The organism is Bailinhaonella thermotolerans (assembly GCF_003594875.1).
In the GTDB taxonomy this organism is placed as follows: Bacteria; Actinomycetota; Actinomycetes; order Streptosporangiales; family Streptosporangiaceae; genus Bailinhaonella; species Bailinhaonella thermotolerans.
On sequence record NZ_QZEY01000012.1, the window covers coordinates 194,581 to 216,384 of the forward strand.

General features: G+C 73.4%; 22 protein-coding genes. 9 read left to right on the plus strand and 13 right to left on the minus strand.

Translation table 11 applies throughout. From position 1 onward, the window contains the following. The first annotated feature begins 48 nt into the window (after positions 1–48). From D5H75_RS26885 to D5H75_RS26900, 4 genes are read left to right on the plus strand one after another with little or no spacing between them, the layout of a single operon-like run. Positions 49–681, plus strand: coding sequence for a flavin reductase family protein (locus D5H75_RS26885; protein ID WP_242454540.1), 633 nt, complete (start codon positions 49–51; stop codon positions 679–681). Then, positions 678–1,841: an acyl-CoA dehydrogenase family protein gene (locus D5H75_RS26890; RefSeq protein ID WP_119929331.1), complete on the plus strand. Its 1,164-nt coding sequence runs from the start codon at positions 678–680 to the stop codon at positions 1,839–1,841. The genes D5H75_RS26885 and D5H75_RS26890 overlap by 4 nt, the downstream gene beginning before the upstream one ends. After that, complete coding sequence (locus tag D5H75_RS26895; RefSeq protein WP_119929332.1) at positions 1,838–2,614, plus strand: SDR family oxidoreductase; 777 nt, start codon at positions 1,838–1,840, stop codon at positions 2,612–2,614. The genes D5H75_RS26890 and D5H75_RS26895 overlap by 4 nt, the downstream gene beginning before the upstream one ends. 9 nt (positions 2,615–2,623) lie before the next feature. Then, the gene (locus D5H75_RS26900; protein ID WP_119929333.1) at positions 2,624–3,385 is read left to right on the plus strand and encodes an SDR family oxidoreductase; all 762 of its coding nucleotides are present in this window, start codon (positions 2,624–2,626) and stop codon (positions 3,383–3,385) included. Positions 3,386–3,519: 134 nt separating this feature from the next. On the opposite strand, the gene D5H75_RS26905 is transcribed toward D5H75_RS26900, so the two are convergent. Beyond that, positions 3,520–4,353, minus strand: a complete 834-nt coding sequence (locus tag D5H75_RS26905; protein ID WP_202638540.1) for an ATP-grasp domain-containing protein — start codon at positions 4,351–4,353, stop codon at positions 3,520–3,522. A 167-nt stretch (positions 4,354–4,520) separates the two neighbouring features. Between D5H75_RS26905 and D5H75_RS26910 the strand changes: the two genes are divergently transcribed. Next, on the plus strand, positions 4,521–6,173 hold the full coding sequence (locus tag D5H75_RS26910) for a hypothetical protein (RefSeq protein ID WP_147425289.1): 1,653 nt from the start codon (positions 4,521–4,523) through the stop codon (positions 6,171–6,173). 589 nt (positions 6,174–6,762) lie between these two features. On the opposite strand, the gene D5H75_RS44285 is transcribed toward D5H75_RS26910, so the two are convergent. After that, positions 6,763–6,927, minus strand: coding sequence for a hypothetical protein (locus tag D5H75_RS44285; protein WP_202638541.1), 165 nt, complete (start codon positions 6,925–6,927; stop codon positions 6,763–6,765). A 97-nt stretch (positions 6,928–7,024) separates the two neighbouring features. Here D5H75_RS44285 and D5H75_RS26915 point away from each other — a divergent pair, with 97 nt between their 5' ends. After that, positions 7,025–8,296 carry a hypothetical protein gene (locus D5H75_RS26915; RefSeq protein ID WP_119929336.1) on the plus strand — a complete coding sequence of 424 codons (1,272 nt, stop codon included), beginning with the start codon at positions 7,025–7,027 and terminating at the stop codon, positions 8,294–8,296. A 189-nt stretch (positions 8,297–8,485) separates the two neighbouring features. Here the strand turns inward: D5H75_RS26915 and D5H75_RS26920 are convergent, their stop codons facing one another. The 3 genes from D5H75_RS26920 to D5H75_RS26930 all read right to left on the minus strand — a co-directional run bounded on the left by D5H75_RS26920 (position 8,486) and on the right by D5H75_RS26930 (position 11,874). Continuing rightward, the gene (locus tag D5H75_RS26920; protein WP_119929337.1) at positions 8,486–8,743 is read right to left on the minus strand and encodes a DUF320 domain-containing protein; all 258 of its coding nucleotides are present in this window, start codon (positions 8,741–8,743) and stop codon (positions 8,486–8,488) included. Positions 8,744–9,195: 452 nt separating this feature from the next. Beyond that, on the minus strand, positions 9,196–10,140 hold the full coding sequence (locus D5H75_RS26925; RefSeq protein WP_119929338.1) for an endonuclease/exonuclease/phosphatase family protein: 945 nt from the start codon (positions 10,138–10,140) through the stop codon (positions 9,196–9,198). 132 nt (positions 10,141–10,272) lie between these two features. Beyond that, positions 10,273–11,874, minus strand: coding sequence for an alkaline phosphatase D family protein (locus tag D5H75_RS26930; RefSeq protein WP_202638542.1), 1,602 nt, complete (start codon positions 11,872–11,874; stop codon positions 10,273–10,275). 232 nt (positions 11,875–12,106) lie between these two features. Here D5H75_RS26930 and D5H75_RS26935 point away from each other — a divergent pair, with 232 nt between their 5' ends. From D5H75_RS26935 to D5H75_RS26945, 3 genes are all read left to right on the plus strand, one after another. Beyond that, complete coding sequence (locus tag D5H75_RS26935) at positions 12,107–12,805, plus strand: TetR/AcrR family transcriptional regulator (RefSeq protein ID WP_242454541.1); 699 nt, start codon at positions 12,107–12,109, stop codon at positions 12,803–12,805. Continuing rightward, a complete protein-coding gene (locus D5H75_RS26940) occupies positions 12,802–13,524 on the plus strand; it encodes a DNA alkylation repair protein (RefSeq protein WP_119929341.1) in 723 nt (240 codons plus the stop codon). Before D5H75_RS26935 ends, D5H75_RS26940 begins: the two co-directional genes overlap by 4 nt. 89 nt (positions 13,525–13,613) lie before the next feature. After that, positions 13,614–13,790, plus strand: coding sequence for a hypothetical protein (locus D5H75_RS26945; RefSeq protein ID WP_202638543.1), 177 nt, complete (start codon positions 13,614–13,616; stop codon positions 13,788–13,790). On the opposite strand, the gene D5H75_RS26950 is transcribed toward D5H75_RS26945, so the two are convergent. The 8 genes from D5H75_RS26950 to D5H75_RS26985 form a co-directional block, all read right to left on the minus strand. Next, a complete protein-coding gene (locus D5H75_RS26950; RefSeq protein WP_119929343.1) occupies positions 13,783–14,880 on the minus strand; it encodes a glycerophosphodiester phosphodiesterase in 1,098 nt (365 codons plus the stop codon). The two genes, D5H75_RS26945 and D5H75_RS26950, sit on opposite strands and share 8 nt — an antisense overlap. Positions 14,881–14,996: 116 nt before the next feature. Next, a complete protein-coding gene (locus D5H75_RS26955; RefSeq protein ID WP_119929388.1) occupies positions 14,997–16,052 on the minus strand; it encodes a thiolase C-terminal domain-containing protein in 1,056 nt (351 codons plus the stop codon). 174 nt (positions 16,053–16,226) lie between these two features. Beyond that, complete coding sequence (locus tag D5H75_RS26960; RefSeq protein ID WP_119929344.1) at positions 16,227–17,339, minus strand: amidohydrolase family protein; 1,113 nt, start codon at positions 17,337–17,339, stop codon at positions 16,227–16,229. 108 nt (positions 17,340–17,447) lie between these two features. After that, entirely contained in the window at positions 17,448–18,119 is a 672-nt protein-coding gene (locus tag D5H75_RS26965; protein ID WP_147425291.1) for a ThuA domain-containing protein, read from the minus strand. A 243-nt stretch (positions 18,120–18,362) separates the two neighbouring features. Then, positions 18,363–18,575: a CsbD family protein gene (locus D5H75_RS26970; RefSeq protein WP_119929346.1), complete on the minus strand. Its 213-nt coding sequence runs from the start codon at positions 18,573–18,575 to the stop codon at positions 18,363–18,365. Between the two features lie 27 nt (positions 18,576–18,602). Beyond that, a complete protein-coding gene (locus tag D5H75_RS26975) occupies positions 18,603–20,117 on the minus strand; it encodes a tripartite tricarboxylate transporter permease (RefSeq protein WP_119929347.1) in 1,515 nt (504 codons plus the stop codon). Beyond that, positions 20,118–20,594 carry a tripartite tricarboxylate transporter TctB family protein gene (locus D5H75_RS26980; protein WP_119929348.1) on the minus strand — a complete coding sequence of 159 codons (477 nt, stop codon included), beginning with the start codon at positions 20,592–20,594 and terminating at the stop codon, positions 20,118–20,120. It abuts the gene before it with no gap. Continuing rightward, positions 20,591–21,568: a tripartite tricarboxylate transporter substrate binding protein gene (locus D5H75_RS26985; RefSeq protein WP_119929349.1), complete on the minus strand. Its 978-nt coding sequence runs from the start codon at positions 21,566–21,568 to the stop codon at positions 20,591–20,593. The genes D5H75_RS26980 and D5H75_RS26985 overlap by 4 nt, the downstream gene beginning before the upstream one ends. Positions 21,569–21,804: the final 236 nt, after the last annotated feature.

Sequence of the window (21,804 nt, forward strand, 5' to 3'; positions counted from 1 at the left end):
GCTCATATCGTCCAAGCAAGCGCTTGGTAAGAAGAAGGGATACGGGTCATGCCCGAGGGAGCCCATTCGGCCGCGGCGCGAATGTTCGCGGCGGGCGGAGGCGGACGACGCCCCCGCCTCGTCGCCGTGCACGACACCGCCACCGGGACGGCGGCGGCGGAGCCGTACTCTCCCAACGGCGCACAGGGGGCGGACGGATCGGTGAACGGAGACCACTTCCGCTCGGTTCTCGGGCACTTCGCCACCGGCGTGGTCGCGATCACCGCGATCGACCCCGAGAGCGGCGGGCCCTGCGGGCTCGCGGCGAACTCCTTCACCTCGGTCTCGCTCGACCCCCCGCTGGTCGCGTTCTGCGTGGCGCACACCAGCAGTAGCTGGCCGAAGGTGCGCGAGGCCGCCCGGCACTGCATCAACATCCTGGGCGAGCAGCAGCTCCCGGTCTGCCGGCAGCTCGCCGCCAAGGGCGGCGACAAGTTCCGCGACCTGGCGTGGAACCCCTCCCCCAGCGGCACCCCGATCCTGGAGGGCGCCCTGGCCTGGATCGACTGCTCCATCGAGGCGGAGTACGTCGCCGGCGACCATGTCATCGTCGTCGCCCGGGTGCACGAGCTGAACACCCACGGGAACGGCGACGGCCCGCTGGTCTTCTTCCGCGGCGCGTACGGGCGCTTCCACGCGTGAGCGGCGCCCAGGACCTGGAGCGGTTCCGGGACGAGGTCCGCTCCTGGCTCGAGGAGAACCTCACCGGCGAGTTCGCGGACGCGCGCGGCCTCGGCGGCCCCGGCCGCGAGCACGAGGGCCACGACCTGCGCGTCCGCTGGGAACGCCACCTCGGCAAGGCGGGCTGGACCTGCCTGGGCTGGCCCGTGGCGTACGGCGGGCGGGGGGCGAGCCTGGCCGAACAGGTGATCTTCCACGAGGAGTACGCCAGGGCGGACGCACCCGCGCGGGTGGGGCACATCGGCGAGGGGCTGATCGGGCCCACGATCCTCGACCACGGCACCGAGGAGCAGAAACGCCGGTTCCTCCCGCCGATCCAGCGCGGCGAGGAGCTGTGGTGCCAGGGGTACTCCGAGCCGGACGCGGGGTCGGACCTGGCGAACGTGCAGACCCGGGCGTACCTGGACGGGGACGAGTGGGTCGTCACCGGGCAGAAGGTGTGGACGAGCCTGGCGCACGTGGCGGACTGGTGCTTCGTGCTCGCGCGGACCGAGCCCGGGTCGCGGCGGCACCACGGCCTGTCCTACCTGCTGGTCCCCATGCGCGGGCCCGGCGTCGAGGTGCGGCCGATCGTGCAGATGACCGGCACGTCCGAGTTCAACGAGGTCTTCTTCGACGGCGCCCGCACGGCCGCCGCGAACGTCGTCGGCGAGCCCGGCCAGGGCTGGCGCGTGGCGATGGCGACGCTGGGGTACGAGCGGGGCGCGTCCACCCTCGGGCAGCAGATCGGGTTCCGGCGGGAGCTGGCCCGGGTGATCGAGACCGCCGAGCGCACGGGGGCCGCGCGGGACCCGGTGCTCCGGGACGAGCTGGTCCGCTCCTGGGTCGAGCTGGAGATCATGCGGCTGAACGCGCTGCGCACGATGCGCTCGCTCGGCGCGGGCGAGCCCGGGCCGGAGGTCTCGATCGCGAAGCTGTACTGGTCGGAGTGGCACCGGCGGCTGGGCGAGCTGGCGATGGCCGTCCAGGGCGCGGAGGGGCTGGTCGCCGATCCGGAGCCGGGCGACCTGCAGCGGCTCTACCTGTTCAGCCGGGCGGACACCATCTACGCGGGGTCGAGCGAGATCCAGCGGAATATCATCGCGGAGAGAACCCTCGGTCTGCCGAAGGAGCCGCGGTGACGACACCGGCGTATCCCCGATCGCACGGACTGCTGGAGGGGCGCGTCACGGTGGTGACCGCGGCCGCCGGGGCGGGCATCGGCTACGCGACCGCCCGCCGCTGCGCCGAGGAGGGCGCGACGGTCGTGGTCAGCGACCGGCACGAACGCCGCCTGGCCGAGGCCGCCGAGTCGCTCGCCGAGCTGACCGGGGTCAAGCCGCTGGCCGTGCCGTGCGACGTGACCGAGGAGGCGCAGGTCCAGGACCTGTTCGACCGTGCGGCGCGGGCCCACGGGCGGGTGGACGTCGTGGTCAACAACGCCGGCCTCGGCGGTACGGCCACGCTGGCGGAGATGACCGACGCGCAGTGGCACGCGGTGCTGGACGTGACGCTGACCGGGACGATGCGGTGCACGCGCGCGGCGCTGCGGCACATGCTGCCGCGCCGCAAGGGCGTGATCGTGAACACCGCGGGCGCGGCCGGCTGGCGGGCCGGGGCCGGGCAGGCGCACTACGCGGCGGCCAACGCCGGGGTGATGGCGCTGACCCGGTGCGCCGCGCTGGAGGCCGCCCCCTCGGGCGTGCGCGTGAACGCGGTCGCGCCGAGCCTGGCGATGCACCCGTTCCTGTCCCGGGTGGCGAGCGAGGAGACGCTGGCGGAGCTGGAGTCGCGCGAGGCGTTCGGGCGCGCGGCCGAGCCGTGGGAGGTCGCCAACGTGATCGTCTTCCTGGCGAGCGACTACTCGTCCTATATGACCGGAGAGGTGGTGTCGGTCTCGGATCGGCACCCATAATGCGGTTGCATGAACCTGTTCTCGGTAGAGGGTAAGAGCGTCGTCGTCACGGGCGGCTCGCGCGGCATCGGGCTCATGATCGCGACCGGCTTCGCGGAGGCGGGGGCGCGGGTCTACATCTGCTCCCGCAAGACCGACGAGCTGGAGCGGGCGGCCGCCTCCATCGGCGTGACCGCGATCCCGGCCGACCTGTCCACCCGCGAGGGCGCGGACCGGTTCGCCGGCGAGATCGCCGGCCGCGAGCCGAAGCTGGACGTGCTGGTCAACAACGCCGGGGCCGCCTGGGGCGCGCCGCTGGAGGACTTCCCGGAGAACGGCTTCGACAAGATCTGGAACGTCAACGTCAAGGGCGTCTACTACCTGACGGTCGCGATACTGCCGCTGCTGCGCAAGGCGGCGGCCCCCGACGACCCCGCCCGCGTGATCAACATCGGGTCCGTGGACGGCATTCGCGTGCCCGAGACCGAGAACTACCCCTACGCGGCCTCCAAGGCGGCGGTCCACATGCTCACCCGCCAGCTCGCGCACCGCCTGGTCAAGGAGCACATCACGGTCAACGCGATCGCCCCCGGCCCGTTCGAGAGCAAGATGATGGCCTTCGCCCTCGCCACCGACGAACTCCGCCAGGCCGTCGCCGACTTCGTCCCGATGGGCCGCATCGGCCGCCCCGAGGACATGGCCGGCACCGCGATCTACCTGGCCTCCCGCGCCGGCTCCTACCTCACCGGCGCGGTCATCCCGGTGGACGGCGGCCTGTCCACCCACGGCTGACCGCGGACGGCCCGTCCGGCCCGTCCGCCCCGGTCCGCGCCGCGTCCCGCCGTACGGCTCGCGCCGGCCTCTCCGGCGGGCGCGGGCCGTACGGCGTGCGCGGGCGCAGGCGCGGGCCGAGGCGCGGGCGGCGGTCAGGCGAGGAGGTCGCGGAGGGCTCCCGCGAAGCGGGCGGGGGCCTTCTCGTGGGCCGCGAGGAAGAGGTGGGGCTCGGTGAGCTCCAGTTCGATCAGCAGGGGGTCGCCGGAGGCCGAGCGCACGAGGTCCACGCGGGCGTACAGCAGGGGCTCGCCGATCTCGGCCAGCACGGCGCGCGCCAGTTCGAGCTGGTCGGCGGCGGCCTCGCGGGGGTCGCCGGTGGCCAGGGCCCCGGAGCCGTCCCTGGCCAGCATGGCGGGACGCCGTACGGCGTGGCTGTACCGGCCGCCGAAGAACAGCAGGGACGTCTCGCCCTCGGCCTCGACCATGTCCAGGTAGGGCTGGACCATCGCGGTCCGGCCGGACTCCTGGATCGCGCGGATCGCGGCGGTCGCCCCCTCGCGCGAGTCGTGGCGGCTGGTGTCCTGCGCGCCCACGGACACGTTGGGCTTGACCACGGTCTCGGCCCAGTCGTTCGCGAGGACCGGCTCGTCGCCGGGGCCGAACCACTCCGTCGGGACGATCGGGATCCCGGCGGCGGCCAGGTCGCGCAGATAGGTCTTGTCCGTGTTGCGCTCGATCACGCCGGCCGGGTTGAAGAGGCGGGTCACCTGCGACGTACGGCGGGCCCACGCGGTGAACTCGGCGCGGCGCGGCACGTAGTCCCAGGTGGACCGGATGACCGCGGCGTCGAAGGCGGACCAGTCGGCCTCGGCGTCGTCCCAGCGCAGCGCCTCGCCGTCCAGCCCCTCCGCCGCCCACGCCCCGAGCACGACGGGGATCTCGGTGTCGACCTCGCGGTCTTCGAAGGTGACGTAAGCGACGCGCATGGAGGGCCTCCGGGGGCGTGAACAGTGACGCAATGGTACGGGCATGGCGAAACCAGGACGATATGGGATCGCCTTCGCACGTTCCCGAGCGCCGGTGAGGAGCGTGCAAAAACCAGACAAAGATCATAAAGTGCACGGGACATGACCGTGAGACTCAGGAGATTCCCGTGAACAGGCGTGCTCTCGCCGTGGTCGCGCTGGGCGCCGGCGTCGCCCTGGGGCTCGCCCCCGCGGCCTTCGCCCAGGCGCACTCGCCCGCCGCGATCGGATCGCCCGCCGCGGCCGATCCCTCCGCCCCGCTCCCCGGCGCCGGGGAGCGGAACCCGGAGCCGGAGACCGGCCCGAGCCCCGCGCCCCCGCGGGACCAGGAACCCGGCCCCTCCGGCCCCTCGGACAAACCCTCCGACAAGCCCTCGGACAAGCCCTCGGAGGAGCCCTCCGGCAAGCCTTCGGAGGATCCGCCGGGGACGCCTTCGGAGGAGCCGTCAGGGCCGCCCTCGCAGGAGCCCGGGCCGGAGACCGCGGAGCCCAGGATCCCCGACGTCACGCTGTCGCCCGAGCCGCTCGTGAGCGCGTCGCCCTCCACGGACCCGTCGGCGCCGAGCATCGGCGACGTCGAGGTCGGCCCGGTCCGGGTCGAGGGCTTCGCCAAGGTCACGATCAAGGTGCGCGTCCGGAGCGCCGAGCCGGTCACCTCGGTGTCCGCCAGCGTGGACCCGTGGAGGGTGCCGCTGGTCCGGGTGTCCGGAAACGCGCGCGACGGCGTGTACGTCCAGGAGTGGGGCGTCGGCGCGGGCTCGGGGACGCGGGAGTTCCCGGTTACCGTCACGGCGCGGACCGCCAAGGGCTCCGTCTCCCGGCCGGGCCCCACGATCACGTCGGTGCCCGGCGTCCCCGGCGCGCCGGAGATCGAGGGCGCGGGAGCCGCGCCGCAGATCCTGCGGGCGCCGGGTTCGGCCACGCTGCGGGCGCGGGTCAAGGGCATGGGCGGGCGGGGCGTGACGAAGGTCGCGGCCACCCTGATCAGCGAGGCCGCGCCGCCGCGGCACGTCACCCTGTCGCGCGTGAGCGGGCACGCCTGGAACGGACTGTACGAGGCGAAGGCGCACTTCGGCACGGTGTCCGGCAAGACCGGCTACAGGCTGGTGTTCGAGGCCACGGACTCGGCGGGCAGGGTCGCGGCCGAGGCCGGGACGCCGTTCACCGTCGTGCCCACGCCGAGGTACGACATCACCTCGGTCTCCGGGCCCGGGTACGTCAGCCTGGGCAAGGGCGGCGCGACCGTCCGCATCGAGGCCACGGTCAAGAACGGGCCGCGCCGGGTCCTGCTCACCCAGGGGCGGGCGTCCGCGCCGTTCAGCCACTTCGGCGGCGACAGGTACCGGATCGAGATCGGGCTGCGGCCGACCATGGACGCGGGCCGGCAGACCTTCAAGGTGGAGGCGCTGAACGCCTCCGGCAAGGCCGAGGACACCCGGGCCGTCTCGTTCTACGTCAAGCGCGCGGTGTTCTTCGGCGGGTTCGACGCGGGCCCCGAGCCGGTGCGCAAGGGCGGCGCGATCACCGTCTCGGGCACGCTGTACGGCCTGAACGCCGCGGGGACCGCCTCCCCCGGCCTCGCCGGGCACAAGGTGGACATCCTGGTCAAGAAGGCGGGGTCCACGACGTACACGAAGGTCGCGACGGTGACCACGGACGCGCGGGGCCGCTTCGCCAAGGGCTTCACCGCGGCGTACGACGCCCACTGGAAGGCGGTCTTCGCCGGCACCGCCAAGTACGCCCAGATGGGCACGCGGGCCGACCACGTGGACGTGAGGTAGCCCGCCGAGGGCGGATGCGCCGGCGGTGGCGAGGTCCTCCGGGACGGCCGCCGGAAGAGCGTCGCGACGAAGGGCCGGACCCTCAGGGGTCCGGCCCTTCGTGGTTTCCCGGGGGCTCGGAGTTTCCCGGGGCGCTCGGCCGGCGATCCGGATGAGCCTCGCGACAGGAACATGGGGCGGGAAAGATCGCCCAGTCGGGTGGTTTAAGGTCATCCGAGTGCAATAAGGGGACAAAGTTCGCCTCATGCACATCATCGTGAGTGGTTCGTCCCCCTGGGAGTATTCCGTTGAAGAGGCGTGTTCTCGGCGCTGCGGCGCTGAGCGCCACCGTGGTCACCGCTGGACTCGGGCCGCCGGCCCTCGGGGCGGACGGGGCCGCCGCCGTCGCGGCACGCTCCGGGCCGGGGGTCTCCCCCGCCGCCGAGCCGGCCCCTTCGCGGGGAGGCGGGACCGCGGCCCCGGCGGCGGAGCCCGGGCCGGCGGACGGGGGCGGCGAGCCGATCACGGGCCTGAGCGCGAACCCGAGCGCCCAGCCGGGTCCCGGGGAGCAGCCGGGCCCGTCGCGGGATCCCAAGCCCTCACCGGAGCCTCAGCCGGAGCCGGAACCGAAGCCGTCGCGGGAGCCCGGGCCGTCCCCCGAGCCGGAGCCCACCGGGTCGCGCGAGCCGACCCCGGCCCCGACGCCCACGCGGAGCCCGGAGCCGACCCCCACGCCGAGCGCCACCTCCTCCCCGAAGCCGTCGCCGTCCCCCACCCCGGCTCCGGCCGTCTCGCCGTCCCCCTCGCCCCGGCCCTCCCCGGGTGGCGGTCCCGGGGGCGGGCCGGGCGGGATTCCCGGGCCCGTCCTCACGGTGCCGGTCGAGCCCGCCGCCCTCCCCGTGATCAGCGAGGTGGCGGTGGGGCCGGCGAAGGTCGCCGGGGACGCCAGGGTGTCGTTCCGGGCCCGGGTGCGCAGCAGCGCCCCGCACGGCGACGTCCAGGTGTTCGCCCGCGTCGGGGACCGGACCCGGGTACGGCTCGCGCGCGTGCTCGGGGACGCCCGCGACGGCGTCTACACGCAGGAGCATCTGCTCCGCCGGACGGCGGGCCGGCGGCAGCGGGTGGTCATCGAGGCCGTGGACGCCGCCGGCGGGCGGCGGACCCCCGCGAAGACGATCACCGTGGGGAGGCCGGCGCCGGGCGCGCCGGCGCTCTCCCGGGTGCGCGTGTCCCCGGAGAGCCTGAGGGGACCGGACGACTTCCGGCTCCGGGCGGAGGCGGCGGCCCCGGCGGGGGTGACCGGCGTGACCGCGACGCTCCTGCGAAGCGGGACCGCGCCGCGGCGCATCACGCTGGAGCGCGTCGGCGGGGACGCGCGGCGCGGCTCGTACGAGGCGCGGGTGGACGCGCGGGAGGTCGGCCGGACCACGTCGTACACCGTGGTCTTCGAGGCGTCCGGCGCGAACGGGACGGTGACGGCGGCGGGCCGCCCGCTGACGATCGTCCCGGAGCTGCCCGCGCCGGAGATCGTCGAGGTGCGCGCGCCCCGGCACGTCACGCTGACTCCCGAGGGCGCGCGGGTGCGGATCGAGGCCAGGGTGCGCGGCCACGCGGCGGTGGACCTGGTGCTGCTGACCGGGAACGGCGCGATGACCGCCCTCACCCCGGACGGCGGCGGCTGCTACCACGCGGACATCCGCCTGCGGCCGGCCGGCCCGCACGGCCCGCAGCGGTACGTCGTGGAGGCGTTCGACCGGCAGGGGCACATCTCGCGGCCCGCGAAGGCGGCCTTCACCGTCCGGCGGCAGGTGTTCGTCACCGGCTACGACGCGGGCCCGGAGCCGGTGCGGCGAGGCCGGACGATCACGGCCTCCGGGCGGCTCCACGCCCTGAACGCGACCGGCGCGGGGCTGGACGTGCTCGGGGGCCGCCGGGTCGAGCTGCAGTTCCGCCGCTTCGGCTCGTCCGTCTACACCACCTACGCCGTGCTGCGCACCGATGCCCAGGGCAGGTTCAGGGCCCGGTTCCGCGCCCGGACCGACGGCTACTGGCGGGCCCGCCACCCCGGAAGCGACCGCTTCGCCCCGGTCCACGGCTGGGGCGACCACGTGGACGTCCGCGGGCCGTCCCCGCGCCGCCGCTGATCGCGCGCGGCCGCCGAGCACGGCCCCTGATCGCGTACGGCCGCCGCGCCCCGTGCGGCGGCCGTACGCCTTCGGCCCGGTACGGCTCCCGCGAGCCCTGCGGGAGCCGTACGCAAAAGGCCGGGGGCCGGACCACGCGGGTCCGGCTCCCGGTTCGTCTCAGTCTCCGGCGAGCGGAGGCGTCCGTCGCTAGTCGAAGTCGTAGGTCGCGATCACGCTGCCGCCGCTGCAGGTCGAAGCGCTGATGCCGTTCTGAAACGCGGCGTTGCCGCACCCGTCGAGATCAGGGCGGAACCCCCCCGTGAACTGGTTCCCGGACTGGAACGAGTCGTTGTTCCTGGTCCAGTTGTCCGACCTGTCGTCGTTGGCCTGCGCGGGCGAACCGATCAGCGCGACCCCGGCGGCGGCGGCTGCGACGGCACCTGTGACACAGAGCTTCTTGAACATCGGGGGCTCCCTTCGAAACTCGGGGCATCTTCGGCCGTTCGGCGAGAAAGGGCCATTCACTGCCTTTTCCGCCTGGCGGCCACACGACTTGAGGCTATCCCAAAACATTCACAGTGTGTAGCCGTCTGATTACTGTTTTTGGATGCCGCCCCCACCCCGGGCCACGACACCCCCAAAGGCGGCCCCTGACCAGCCAAAACAGCGATCGGCAGAGTGTCACGAAGAGGTCACGGACCGGCATGCCGAGACGGGCGGGACGCGATGACCCCCTCACCGGATCATCCGGTGAGGGGGTTCGCGCGCCCGGGACGGGGGCCGGGCGCGAGCCGTACGGCGACCCCTGGCCGCCCCTCCCGACGGCGAGACCGTACGGCGCCTCGAGGTCCGATCACGCGTGGCCCTCACGGTAGAGATCGCGACCAGGGAACGACTTGCGGGCGGCTTGCGGAGGGCTACCGCGATTCGCCGAGCACCACGTCGGCCAGGACCGGGTAGTGGTCGCTGGGGTACCGGCGGGCCCGGTGGAAGGTGCTGATCTCGGCCCACCGGGTCGCGGCGTCCCCGCCGGTGAGGATCCAGTCGATGCGCTCGCCGCCCCTGACCGGGCCCTTCCAGTCCCCGTAGGTGTTGTACGGCGTGCCGCGGCGCTCGGCGGTCTCCCAGGTGTCGGCCAGGCCGCCCCCGGTCAGGATGTCGTACGGCCGGGAGGCCCCCGCGGGCGCGTTGAAGTCGCCGGTGACCACGACGGGCAGCCCGAACGGCAGGTCCGCGACCCGGCGCGCGACCAGGGCCGCCGACCGCTCCCTGGCGCGGGCGGACTGGTGGTCGAAGTGCGTGTTGACCGCGTGGAAGGGCCGCCCGGTGCGCCGGTCCTCGAACCTGGCCCAGGTCACCATCCGGACGTAGAAGTTGCCCCAGCCCTTGGACCCGGTCCGTTCCGGGGTGGGCGAGAGCCAGTAGTGACCGGAGTCGCGCAGCACGAACCTGTCCCGCCGGTAGAAGATCGGGTTGAACTCCTCCTTGCGGCCCCCGGCCCGGCCCTGGCCGACCCAGCCGTACTCCGGCAGCGCCCGCTCCAGATCGCGGACCTGCCGCCACAGCACCTCCTGCAGGCCGGCCAGGTCGGGCGCGCCGCGCCGCACGGCCTCCACGACCAGGGGGCGCCGCCGCGACCAGGCCCGCCAGGCGGGGGCGTCCTCGGCGAACCGGATGTTGAAGCTCATCACCCGCATCGGCGGGGCGTCCGCCAGTCGCCCGCCGGCCACGCGCGCGGCCACGGCGGGCTCGGCCCGGCGGCCGGGGCCGTCACCGGGGTCGCCGCCGGGGCCTTCTCCGGAGGCGGGCACGGGGGTCAGGGAGATCACGACGGCGAGGACGACGGCGAGAGGGCGAGGCATGGGGACGCTCCTCGGCTCGGGGGACGCTCTGCTCCGGATGCTGAGCGTCGCGCCCGGCCACCGCCTGTCGTCGAGGTGACGGGCGAGGAGCGGCGGGAGGAAATCACGGAGCGCGGGGCCCGGGACCCCCGGTCAGACCTCCTGGGCGGCCACGCGGGAGTCCTCGGAGGGGAACGCCTCGCCGGCGAGGCCGGCCAGCGGGAGCGGGAGGGGCCGGTCCAGGATCTTGTGGATCACCGGGTTCCCGGCCTCGACGAGGAACGCCGCGCGGGTGTGGACCGGGGCGCCGGGCTTGCTGACGTACGGCACGACGCGGTAGTCCACGCGCAGGGCGTCGGCGGCGGCCAGGCAGGAGGTGTAGCCGCGGTAGTTGTTGAAGAACCTGATGTGCGGGTTGTCGGCGAGCGCGCCCTTGGTGTCGGGGCGCGTGTCGGATCCGTCGCCCTCGCTGGTGATCGAGGTGCAGACGAACTCGGTGGCCAGCGGCGCGGAGGCGGCGTCGGCGAGGTCGGAGCGCACCTCGGCGGCCCAGGCGGCGTGCACGTCGCCGGTGAGGAACACGACGCCCGCGGGGTCCTGGGCCCGCCGGATCGCCTCCATCAGCCGGTCGCGGGCGGGCGGGTAGCCGTCCCAGGCGTCCATGGAGAAGCGGGGCACGGCGGCGCCCCGGATCGCGCGGCGGGCGAAGAAGACCGCCTGGGCCAGGAAGCGCCACCGGGCCGGCGAGGTGGAGAGGCGTTCGGCGAGCCAGCGTTCCTGCTCGGCCCCGAGCATCGTGCGCTTGGGATCGGCCTGCTCGGGGTTGGGCGGCGCGATCGCGCCCCCGGCGGCCTGGCGGCTGCGGTGCTGCCGGGTGTCTAGCACGTCGAACTCGGCGAGCGCGCCGTACGGCACGTGCCGGTACAGCCGCATGGCGTCCTTGCGCGGGATCGACGCGGCGCGCAGCGGCATGTGCTCGTAGAACGCCTGGTAGGCGGCGGCGCGGCGGGCGGCGAAGTCGCGCAGGGCCTTCTTCCGCCGCTCCGGGTCGGCCGGGAGCTCCCCCGGGGGGTACGGCCCGGCGTAGTTGTTGCGCACGTCGTGGTCGTCCCAGGTGACCAGCCAGGGAGCGGCGGCGTGGGCGGCCTGCAGGTCGCGGTCGAGGCGGTAGAGGGCGTGGCGGTTGCGGTAGGCGTGCCGCGTCTTGATCTCCGGGCCGTCGTGCTTGCGGGGGCTGCCGCCGGGCGGGAGGTACTTGTGCGGGCCGTACTCGTAGATGTAGTCGCCGAGGAAGAGGATCAGGTCGGGGCGCTCCTCGGCCATGTGCCGGTACGCCGTGAAGTAGCCGTGCTCGTACATCTGGCAGGCGGCGTACGCGAAGCGCACGGGCACGGCGGCGGCGGGGGCGGGCGCGGTGCGGGTGCGCCCGACGGGGCTGATGGCGGAGCCGGCCTTGAAGCGGTAGAAGTGCTCGCGGCCGGGTTCCAGGCCGGTGACCTCGACGTGGACGCTGTGGGCGTACGCCTGCACGGCCGTCGTCCTGCCGTGCCGTACGACCTTGGCGAACCGCTCGTCGGCGGCCACCTGCCAGTGCACCTCGATGGGCTTGGCGTCCAGGCCCCCGGGGCGGGCGGGGTCGGCGCAGAGCGGGTCGGGGGCGAGGCGGGTCCAGATCACCACGCCGTCCGGCGTGGGGTCGCCGGACGCCACACCCAGGGTGAAGGGGTTCACGCCGCGCGTGAGGGAATTCGGCATCGGATCCCCCTGATGGATGACCGTCCTCAGCGTCCGCCGATTGTCACACATGACACTAATCGGTGGGGAGTCATCGGAAATATCGGTGAATCTGGAGGGCCTCCGGGGCGAGAGCGATTGCCACGGTAGCAAGCGCTTGGTAGAGAGGGTTGAGGCGGCAGCGCCGTGAGCAGGTGACTCGCGGGAGGCGTACCGTGAACAAGCGATTGCCCGGAGGCTCATAATGGATGGTGTGAACGCGCGAAAGAACACCGCTGAAACCACGGCGACGACCTCGCCGCGGCGCCAGGCCCAGGGCGACGCCAAGGGCAAGGGCCGGTCATCGTCCGGCCTCGCCTCCGAGCGCCGCGACCACCTCGTGAAGCTCGCCGCCGAGATCTTCGCGCGGAAGGGGTTCCAGGCTACGACCGTGCGGGAGATCGCCCAGGAGGCGGGCATCCTCTCCGGCAGCCTCTACCACCACTTCGACTCCAAGGAGACGATCGTCGACGAGGTGCTCTCGCAGTTCCTCGAAGACCTGATCGCCCGCTACCGCGCGGCCCTGGAGAGCGACGCCGACGCGCGCACGGTCCTGTCGGAGATGATCCGCATCGGCTTCGGCACGCTGGAGCCGCACCGGGCGGCGATCACGGTCATGCAGAACGACTGGAACTACCTGCGCCAGTGGCCCCGGTTCGACTACCTCGTCAAGGCCGAGGACGAGGTCGAGCAGATGTGGGTGGGCCAGATCAAGCGCGGCCAGGCCGACGGGCTGTTCCGCGAGGACGTGGACCCCAAGCTGACCTACCGGATGATCCGCGACACGATCTGGGTCGCCGTGCGCTGGTTCCGCCCGGGCGGCCGGCTCAACACCGACGGCCTCGCCGAGCACTACATCACCATGCTCTTCGACGGTCTCGCCAAGGGCGAGCGCACCACACACAAGGCGTGACCCCGCCCACGACGACCCCCGGGAGCGGCGGGGCCGCGGGCGAGCTGATCGCGGAGGTGCGGCGGGCGCTGGAGGCGGCGGCCGACCCGGCGAAGGCGGCCGGCATGACGGCCTACCTCCGGTCGTCCATGCCGATGTACGGCGTCTCGCGGGCGCCGGCCCGCGCGGTGTGCGCGGAGGTGTTCGCGGCGCACCCCCTGGACGGCTTCGCCGAGTGGCGCGACACGGCGCTCGCGCTGTGGCGGGGCGCGACGCGCCGCGAGGAGTTGTACGCCGCGATCGACCTCACCGGGCACCGCCTCTACCGGCGTTTCCAGACCCCCGAGACGCTGCCGATGTACGACGAGATGATCGTCACGGGCGCCTGGTGGGACCTGGTGGACGAGATAGCCGTCCAGCGTGTCGGGCCCCTGCTCCGGGCCTACCCGGACGACCTGCGCCCCCTGCTTCTGCGCTGGTCGCGCGACCCGGACCTGTGGCGCCGCCGCACGGCCATCCTCGCGCAGAACAAGTTCAAGGGGGACACCGACCTCGGCCTCCTGTACACCTGCCTGGAGGGGTCGATCGGCGATCCGGACTTCTTCGCGCGCAAGGCGATCGGGTGGGCGCTGCGGGAGTACGCCAAGACCGACCCGGACGAGGTGCGGCGCTACGTCGCGGAGAACCGGGACCGCCTCTCCCCGCTCTCCCGCCGCGAGGCCCTCAAGAACCTCGGGTAGTTGCGCGGGAAACAGTTAGACTCGGCTGATGAGGATCATTGACCTGGTCCCGTCCGCCGCGCGGTTCCGGGAGGCGGCCGGAAACGTCGGTGGCCCCCGGCGGGCACCTCGGCGTCCTGACCGGCCGGGCCGCGCGGCACACCACCTGGCCCTGCCTGGACGCCTGGTTCGCCCGGACCGACGACGCGCCGCGGCGCGCCCGTGACCGGGAACCCGATCCGGATCCCGGCCACGACCGCGCCGCCGGCGGGGCCGGCGTCAGTTGAACAGCCGCTCCCGTACGGCTCGCGCCATGCCGGGGTCGTCGGCGAACACGCCGTCCACCCGCTGCTCGAAGAGCCGCTTCAGCCAGCCCATCACGTCGCCGGTCGCGCGGCCGTAGGCGGGCGAGGCGGGGTTCCCCTGCCGGTGGTCGAGGGGGAGCTGGGAGTTCTCGTTGCGCACGGTCCAGACGTGCACGGACAGGCCGCGCCGGTGCGCGTCGCGGACCAGCGAGGTGGGCTCGCCCAGCCGCCCGTCGGGCCCGGCCGGGATCACCAGGGCGGTGTTCACGCCCACCCCGTCGGCGTACCCGGCGATCCACGCCAGGCCCTCGGGCTTGGCCAGATCGGCGTACGTGCGCGGGTCTCCCGCCGCCACCAGGTCGTACGGCGCGCCGCTCGCCGAGAGGAGCTGCGCGAGCCGTACCCGCGTCCTGGAGCGGAGTTCGCGCAGGTTGGCGGTCTCGAAGGACTGGATGATCACCGGGGACCTGGGCGAGGTCAGGCCGAACCGGCGCAGCGAGGCGAGCAGCGGCTCCTCCAGCGACAGCCCCGCCCGGTCGAAGTAGGTCGGGTGCTTGGTCTCGGGGTAGACGCCCACGCCCCGGCGGCGGGCCAGCTCCAGCACCTCGTCGAACGTCGGGATCTGGTAGAGCCCGTCGTAGGCGGCGTTGTCCGGCCGCAGCTCGGGCACCCGCTCCTCGGCGCGCAGCGTGCGCAGCTCGGCGAGCGTGAAGTCCTCGGTGAACCAGCCGGTCACCGGCACGCCGTCGATGGTCTTGGTGGTCCTGCGCCCGGCGAACTCCGGCCTCTTCTCGACGTCGGTCGTGCCGGAGATCTCGTTCTCGTGCCGGGCGACGAGCACGCGGTCCTTGGTGGACACCAGGTCCGGCTCGATGTAGTCGGCGCCCATGTCGATCGCCGCCGTGTAGGCCGCGATCGTGTGCTCGGGCCGGTGCCCGCTCGCGCCGCGGTGCCCGATCACGACGGGCTCGCGTTCCGCCCGCCCGGAGGGCGCCGCCTCCGCCACCGCCGCGCCAGGTCCCAGCGCCACCGCGGCGACGAGCACCGCCGCGGCCTTCCGCAGTCCCCGCATCCGCCCGTCCTTCCCTGAGGGAGTGATTGCCGGACGAACGGTAGGGACGGACCTTGATCAATGGGCGACCGGGAGGCGGACGCCACGGGAATGTCACCGGAAATATCGCCCGGCCGTCAGGGGCGGACGAGCAGGGCGGCGCTGCCGTAGCTGCCGCCGAAGCCGGTGACCAGGGCCACCCGGGCGCCGGGCACCTGGTTGACGCCGTCGCCCCGCAACTGCCGTACGGCCTCGGCGGTGTTGTTGAGGCCGTGGACGTAGCCCTCGGACAGGAGACCGCCGTGGGGGTTGACCGGGACGTGCGACCGGTTCAGCAGGGAGTCCCCCAGATCCTCCCGCTTCACCAGGCCGAAGTCCGAGAGCTGGCGCGGGACCAGCCAGGTGTAGGCGTCGTAGAGGAGCGCCACGTCCACGTCCTCCGGGCCCAGGCCGGACTCGCCCCACAGGTCCAGGTGGGCGGAGAAGATCGCGGTGACGTCCGCCGCGCGGTCCATCGCCGAGCAGCCGGGGCCGCCGCCGCGCACCACCGTGTGGATCCGGGGCGCCGCGGGAGCGAGCCGCGCGTCCTGGACCACCAGGGCGCACGCCCCGTCGGTCTCCTGGCAGCAGTCCACGTTGCGCAGCGGGGTGCTGACGTACGGCGCGGCGCGGTACTCCTCGCGCGGCAGGGGCGCGCGGCGCAGGGCGCGGGGGTTGGCCGCCGCGCGGTCGCGGGAGGCGGCGACCACGGCGTGGAGGTGGTCCTCGGTGAGGCCGGTGTCGTGCAGGTAGCGCTGGGCCGCGAGGGCGAACAGCGGGATCGGGCCGGCCATGCCGTACGGGATGGTGAAGCGCTCCTGCGGCCCGGTGGAGGCCCGGTTCATGCGGGTGCCGGAGCGGCCGTTCAGCGCGCGGTAGACCAGGACGGTGCGGGCGACGCCGGCGGCGATGAGCATGGCGGCGTCGCCGAGGATGCTGGCCGCCTGGGTGCCGCCGCCGGTGATGTCGTTGTGCCAGCCCAGGCGCTCCAGGCGCAGGGCGCGGGCGACCTGTGTGGCGGGGACGGAGTCGCCCAGGTGGTAGCTGAGGACGGCGTCGGGGGCGGCCACGCCGGCGTCGGCGAGCGCGGCCCGGCAGGCCTCGGTGGCCAGGTCGAGTTCGGTGCGGCCGGAGGCCCGCGTCAGGGCGGTCATGCCGACGCCGGTGACGGCGGCGCGGCCGGAGAGGGCCTGCAAACGGGACTCCTCGGGAAGGGGGCTCCTGGGCCGGTCTCCCGGGGGGAGGACGGCGAAACCGGTTCCGGGGAAGGAGCCGCCCGTCAGGGGCGGGGCGCGATCCGCCTCTGACGGGCGACGTCTGCGGGGCCGCTACACGTTGTAGACGCGGGCGGCGTTGCCGGAGAGGATCTTCTCGCGGGAGTCCTCGGGCAGGTCGTGCAGCAGCTTCTCCACGTAGTCCCGGGTGTTCGGCCACAGGCAGAGGCTGTGCGGGTAGTCGGTGGAGTACATGACCATGTCGGCGACCTGCGGCCAGCCGTTCCTGATCAGGTCGTAGCCGACGTAGTCGTCGAGGCTGGTGACGAAGACGTTGGTGCCGCAGTACTCACTGGGCCGGCGCGAGATGGGCAGGTCGGCCCACGCCTTCTCGCACTCGTAGGTCTCGTCCATCGTCTGCATCCAGAACGGCACCCAGCCGTGGTTCACCTCGCCGACGACCATCTTCAGCCCGGGGAACCGCTCGAAGACGCCGCCGTAGATCATGTACGTCAGCGGCTGCACCCCGGCGAAGAACCGGAACACCGTGCCGGCCAGGTTGATCTTGCCGGACATCATCTCGTCGTACTGCTGGCCCTGGGGCTTGCCGCCGAACGTGCGGTGGAACGTGACGGGCACGCCGGTCTCGTCGCAGCGCTGCCACAGCGGGTCGTAGTACGCGTCGTTGTAGGGCCGGACCGGCAGGCCCGGGATGAACATCCCCTTGGCCCCCAGCTCCAGGCACCGGTCGAACTCGGCGAGCGTGGTGTCCATCCCGTCGTCCACCGGCAGCAGCGGCAGCCCGACGAGCCGGGCCGGGTTCGCCGCCTGGAACTCGCCGAGGATCCAGTCGTTGTACGACCGCATGCAGGCCACGGCCAGCTCGCGGTCCGGGTGGACGTAGGTGAAGATCGCGTTGGCCGGGTAGACGACGCTGACGTCCACGCCGTCCTTGTCCATGTCGGACACGTGGGCGGCGCCGTCGTAGTTCCCGGGCATGATCTCGTCGAAGCGCAGCCCGGACTCCTTGAAGTCCTCCTTGGACCGGCCGGCCATGGCCTCGACGCCGAACGTGCGCTTCGGCGGTCCCCCGTCGAAGCTCCACCCGTCGCCGCCGTCCGCCCCGCGCATCATCTTCGGCGCCCGGTCGCGCAGGTGCGCGGGCACCCGGTCGAACACGTGCGGCGGCTCGTTGATGTGGCAGTCGGCCGAAATGATGCGGGTCATCGCGCCTGCCTTTCCTGTACGGATTCCTCCGGGGCGCCCGATCGTCACGCTAACGCCGGACCCGCCTCCTAGGCAAGCGCTTGCTCGGTTCCCTCTCGTCGGGCGAGGTCAGCGGGCGGGGAGGCGGCGGAGGGTCCACAGGGCGGCGCGCTGGACCAGGGCGCGGTGCTCCGGGCTGTCGAAGGAGCGCGTGTCGTGGCCGAGGGCGTCGTAGACCACGCGGCCCCGGCGCACGTGGCGGGCCCAGACGAGGGGCCGGCCGTCGCAGGAGACCAGCGGGGTGAGACCGGGCTCCAGGTCGAGGTCGGTGTAGATCTCGTCCGCCACGTCGAAGTCGCGCAGGCCGTCCACGATCGGGTGCCGGCCCCGGTGGACGCGCACGCTCGCCCAGCCCAGCGGCTCGTGGTGCGACTTCTCCCAGTTCCAGCGCGCGCCGATGACGCGGGACCAGCCGATCCAGTCGTCGAAGCAGATCGGCGCGGCGTGCATGGCGAGCAGCCCGCCGCCCCGGTCGAGGTGGTCGAGCACGGCGTTGCGCGCGGCCGTCGGCAGCTCGAACCGCCAGCGCTCGCGCCGCTCCCGGAAGTGCGGCCCGTCCATCCGCCAGCGCATCGCGTTCACGGTGATGAGCTGGACCTCCGGCGGCTCGGCCAGCGCCCCCGCGATGTCCTCGGTCACCTCGGACTCGATCCCCACCTCGGCCAGCACCTCGGCGAGCACCCCGGAGGACGCCGCGAAGTCGTGCGCCACCCCGCCGGACAGGATCAGGTTCCAGGCCATCGCCACCTCCGCCGATTCATCCCCATCGTGACACCGCGCCCCGCGCTCCGACAGGCACCCGCCGCCACGCCTCCCGCCCGCGTGCCGTACGGCCGGCGCCGGGCTCCGCCGTACGGCCAGGGGCGGGCGCGTCACGGGCGGGTGCGGGCGCGGGCGGAAACGGGCGCGGGCGGGCGGAGCCGGGCCGGGGCGGGCATGGCGAAGGGGCGCCCTCGGATGAGGACGCCCCCGGAACGGATGGGCTCAGCTCTTCTTGAACATGCCCTTGACCTTGTCGCCGGCCTCGCTGAGCTTGTCCTTGGCCTGGCCCATGGCCTCCTGGGCCTGGCCCTTGGCCTGCTGGCCGCGGCCCTCGTTCGCCATGCCGCGGTCGCCGGTCGCACGGCCGGCGCTCTCCTTGGCCTTGCCCATGGCCTGGCGGCCCTTCTGCTGGGCCCGGTCCTTCATGTCACCCATCGATCCCCCCGAGTGAGCTGGCGCCCCTTATGGCGCACCCACGGGGCTTTTGCCCTGTTTCTTCGCTCGTACTCTCCGGATCAGCGGCAACAGCAGCACCAGCGCCGACAGCGCCAGCAGGACCGCGGCCACCGGGCTCGACACCAGCACGGTCACGTCGCCGGTCCCGATCGCCAGCGCCCGGCGGAGCTGGATCTCGGCCATCGGGCCGAGGATGACGCCGATCACCGCCGGGGCGAGCGGCAGCCCGAACCGGCGCATCGCGAAGCCCAGCGCGCCCAGCGCGAACAGGATCAGCAGGTCCACGACCGACTGGTTGACCGCGTACGCGCCCAGCGCCGCGAACAGCACGATCCCGGCGTACAGGTAGGGCCGGGGGATGCGCAGCAGCCTGGCCCACATGGGGGCCAGCGGCAGGTTCAGCACCAGCAGCATCGCGTTGCCGACGAACAGCGAGGCGACCATGCCCCAGACCAGCGCGGGGTTGTGGTCGAAGAGCTGCGGCCCGGGCTGCAGGCCGTACTGCTGGAACGCGGCCAGCATGATCGCCGCGGTGGCGGACGTGGGCAGGCCGAGCGAGAGCAGCGGCACCAGCGTCCCGGCGGCGGAGGCGTTGTTCGCGGCCTCCGGACCGGCGACGCCCTCGATCGCGCCGTGGCCGTACTCCTCCTTCGCGGGGCCCTTGGCCAGCCGCCGCTCGATCGAGTACGACAGGAACGTGGGCACCTCGGCCCCGCCGCCGGGCAGCGCGCCGATGGGGAAGCCCAGCGCGGTCCCCCGCAGCCACGGCTTCCACGACCGCGCCCAGTCCGAGCGGCCCATCCAGGTACGGCCGACGGGCACCACCTCGGGCGGGGCGTGCCGCATCCGCGAGGCGACGTACAGCGCCTCGCCGACCGCGAACAGCCCGACCGCGATGATCACGACGTCGATGCCGTCGAGGAGCTGCGGGATGCCCAGCGTGAGCCGGGCCTGCCCGGTCTGCTGGTCGATGCCGACGAGCCCGATCGCCAGCCCCAGCGTGAGCGAGGCCAGCCCGCGGACCAGCGACTTCGACAGCACCGACGAGCACATCGTGAACGCCAGCACGGCGAGCGCGAAGTAGTCCTCCGGCCCGAACGCGATCGCGAAGTCCACCACCATCGGCGCGAACGCGACCAGCAGCGCCGTCGCGATCGTCCCGGCCACGAAGGACCCGATGGCGGCCGTGGCCAGCGCCTGCGCCGCGCGGCCCCGGCGGGCCATCTTGTTGCCCTCCAGCGCCGTGATCATCGACGAGCTCTCGCCGGGCGTGTTGAGCAGGATGGACGTGGTGGAGCCGCCGTACATGCCGCCGTAGTAGATGCCGGCGAACATGATGAAGGCCGAGGCGGGCGGAACGCTGAACGTGATCGGCAGCAGCAGCGCCACGGTCATGGCCGGCCCGATGCCCGGCAGCACGCCGACGAGCGTGCCCAGGGTGACGCCGAGCAGGGCGAACAGCAGGTTCTCGACGGTCAGCGCGGTGGCGAACCCGTCGAGCAGCAGTCCGAAGGAGTCCACCTAGATCACCCCCGCCAGCAGCCCGCCCGGCAGCGTCACGCCCAGGCCCTTCACGAAGACCAGGTAGGTGAGGACGGACAGCGCGATCGAGACCGCGCCCAGGCGCGCCAGGCCGCGCGCCCCCAGGGCGTACGCGATCCCGAAGAACAGCAGGGCGGCCGCGATGATCCAGCCGAGCAGGTCCAGCAGCAGCGCGAACCCGACGAACACGACGGCGACCATCAGCACGGTCTTCCAGTCGGCGCGGGCGGAGGAGTCCACGTCCTCGGACTCCTCCGGGTCGCCCCGGCCGCCGCGCAGCACGTCGATCACGTAGAACACGCCGACGACGATCATCGCGGAGCCCACGAGGATCGGGAAGAAGCGGGGGCCGAGGCCGAAGGTGGCCCCGGCCGCCCGCACGTCCGCCGTGCCCGCGAGGACGAAGATCCCGAGTCCGAGCACCAGCGCGGCGAGCCCCAGTTCGGGCTTTCTCACGACACGAGACCCATTTCGGCGATGATGGCCTTGACCCGGGTCTGCTCGGCGGCGAGGAAGTCGGCGAACGGCTGCCCGGCCTGGAACACGTCGTTCCAGCCGTTCTTGGCGACCGCGTCCTTCCACGCCTGCGAGTCGTGCATCTTCGTCACCTGGTCGATGAGCGCCTTCTTGGCGGCGTCGTCCAGCCCGGGCGGGGCCACGAACCCGCGCCAGTTGGCCAGCTCCACGTTCAGCCCGCCCTCCTTGAGGGTCGGCGCGTCCACGCTGGCGAGCTTGGCCGGGGCGGACACCCCGAGCGCGCGCAGCTTGCCGGACTTCACGTGCTCGGCGAACTCGCCGATGCCCGAGATGCCCATCGCGACCTTGTTGCCCAGCAGCGCGTTCAGCGCCTCGCCGCCGCCGGAGTGGGCGATGTAGTTGACCTTCTTCGGGTCGATCCCGGCCGCCTTGGCCATGAGCCCGGCCAGGATGTGGTCGGTGCCGCCGGCCGAGCCGCCCGCGATCGCGATCTTGGCCGGGTCGGCCTTCCACGCCGTCACGAGGTCGCCCAGGGTCTTGTACGGCGACTCCGCCGGGACCACGACGATCTCGTACTCCTCGGTGAGCTTGGCGATCGGCGTGACCTGGTCCAGCTTGACGGCCGACTTGTTCTGCTCGACCGCGCCGACCATGACCAGGCCCATGGTCATGAGCAGGTTGCCGTTGCCCTTCTCCCCGGCGAGCTGCGCCAGGCCGATCGTGCCGCCGGCGCCGGGCACGTTGTACACCTCGACCTTGCGGCCGGTGGTCTTGATGGCCTGCTCGGCCACGCGCGAGGTCTGGTCCCAGCCACCGCCGGGCGAGGCCGGCGCCATGATCTTCAGTGCCTTGGCGGGGCCGCCCTCGGCGCCGCCCGCCTTGCCCGCGTTCCCGCATCCGGCCAGCGCGGCGATGGCGACCGCGGCGAGGCCGGCGATGAGCCGTACGCGCATGACAACTCCTCACGTCGAAAGGTTGTGAGGATGCTGGGGCCGGGGGCGGCCGATGTCGATGCTTTCGGCGCTTGCCGTCGTATTGGTCATATTGGTCGCGGCCCGGTGGCCCCGGCGGGCCGGGCCGTCCCGCCGCTCTTCGGGCGGGGGCTGTACGGGGCGGGGGCTCACGCCGTACGGTCGGCGGACGCCGTACGGCATGCGCAAGATCGGCGTTCGCGCAGGCAGGAGCGGCG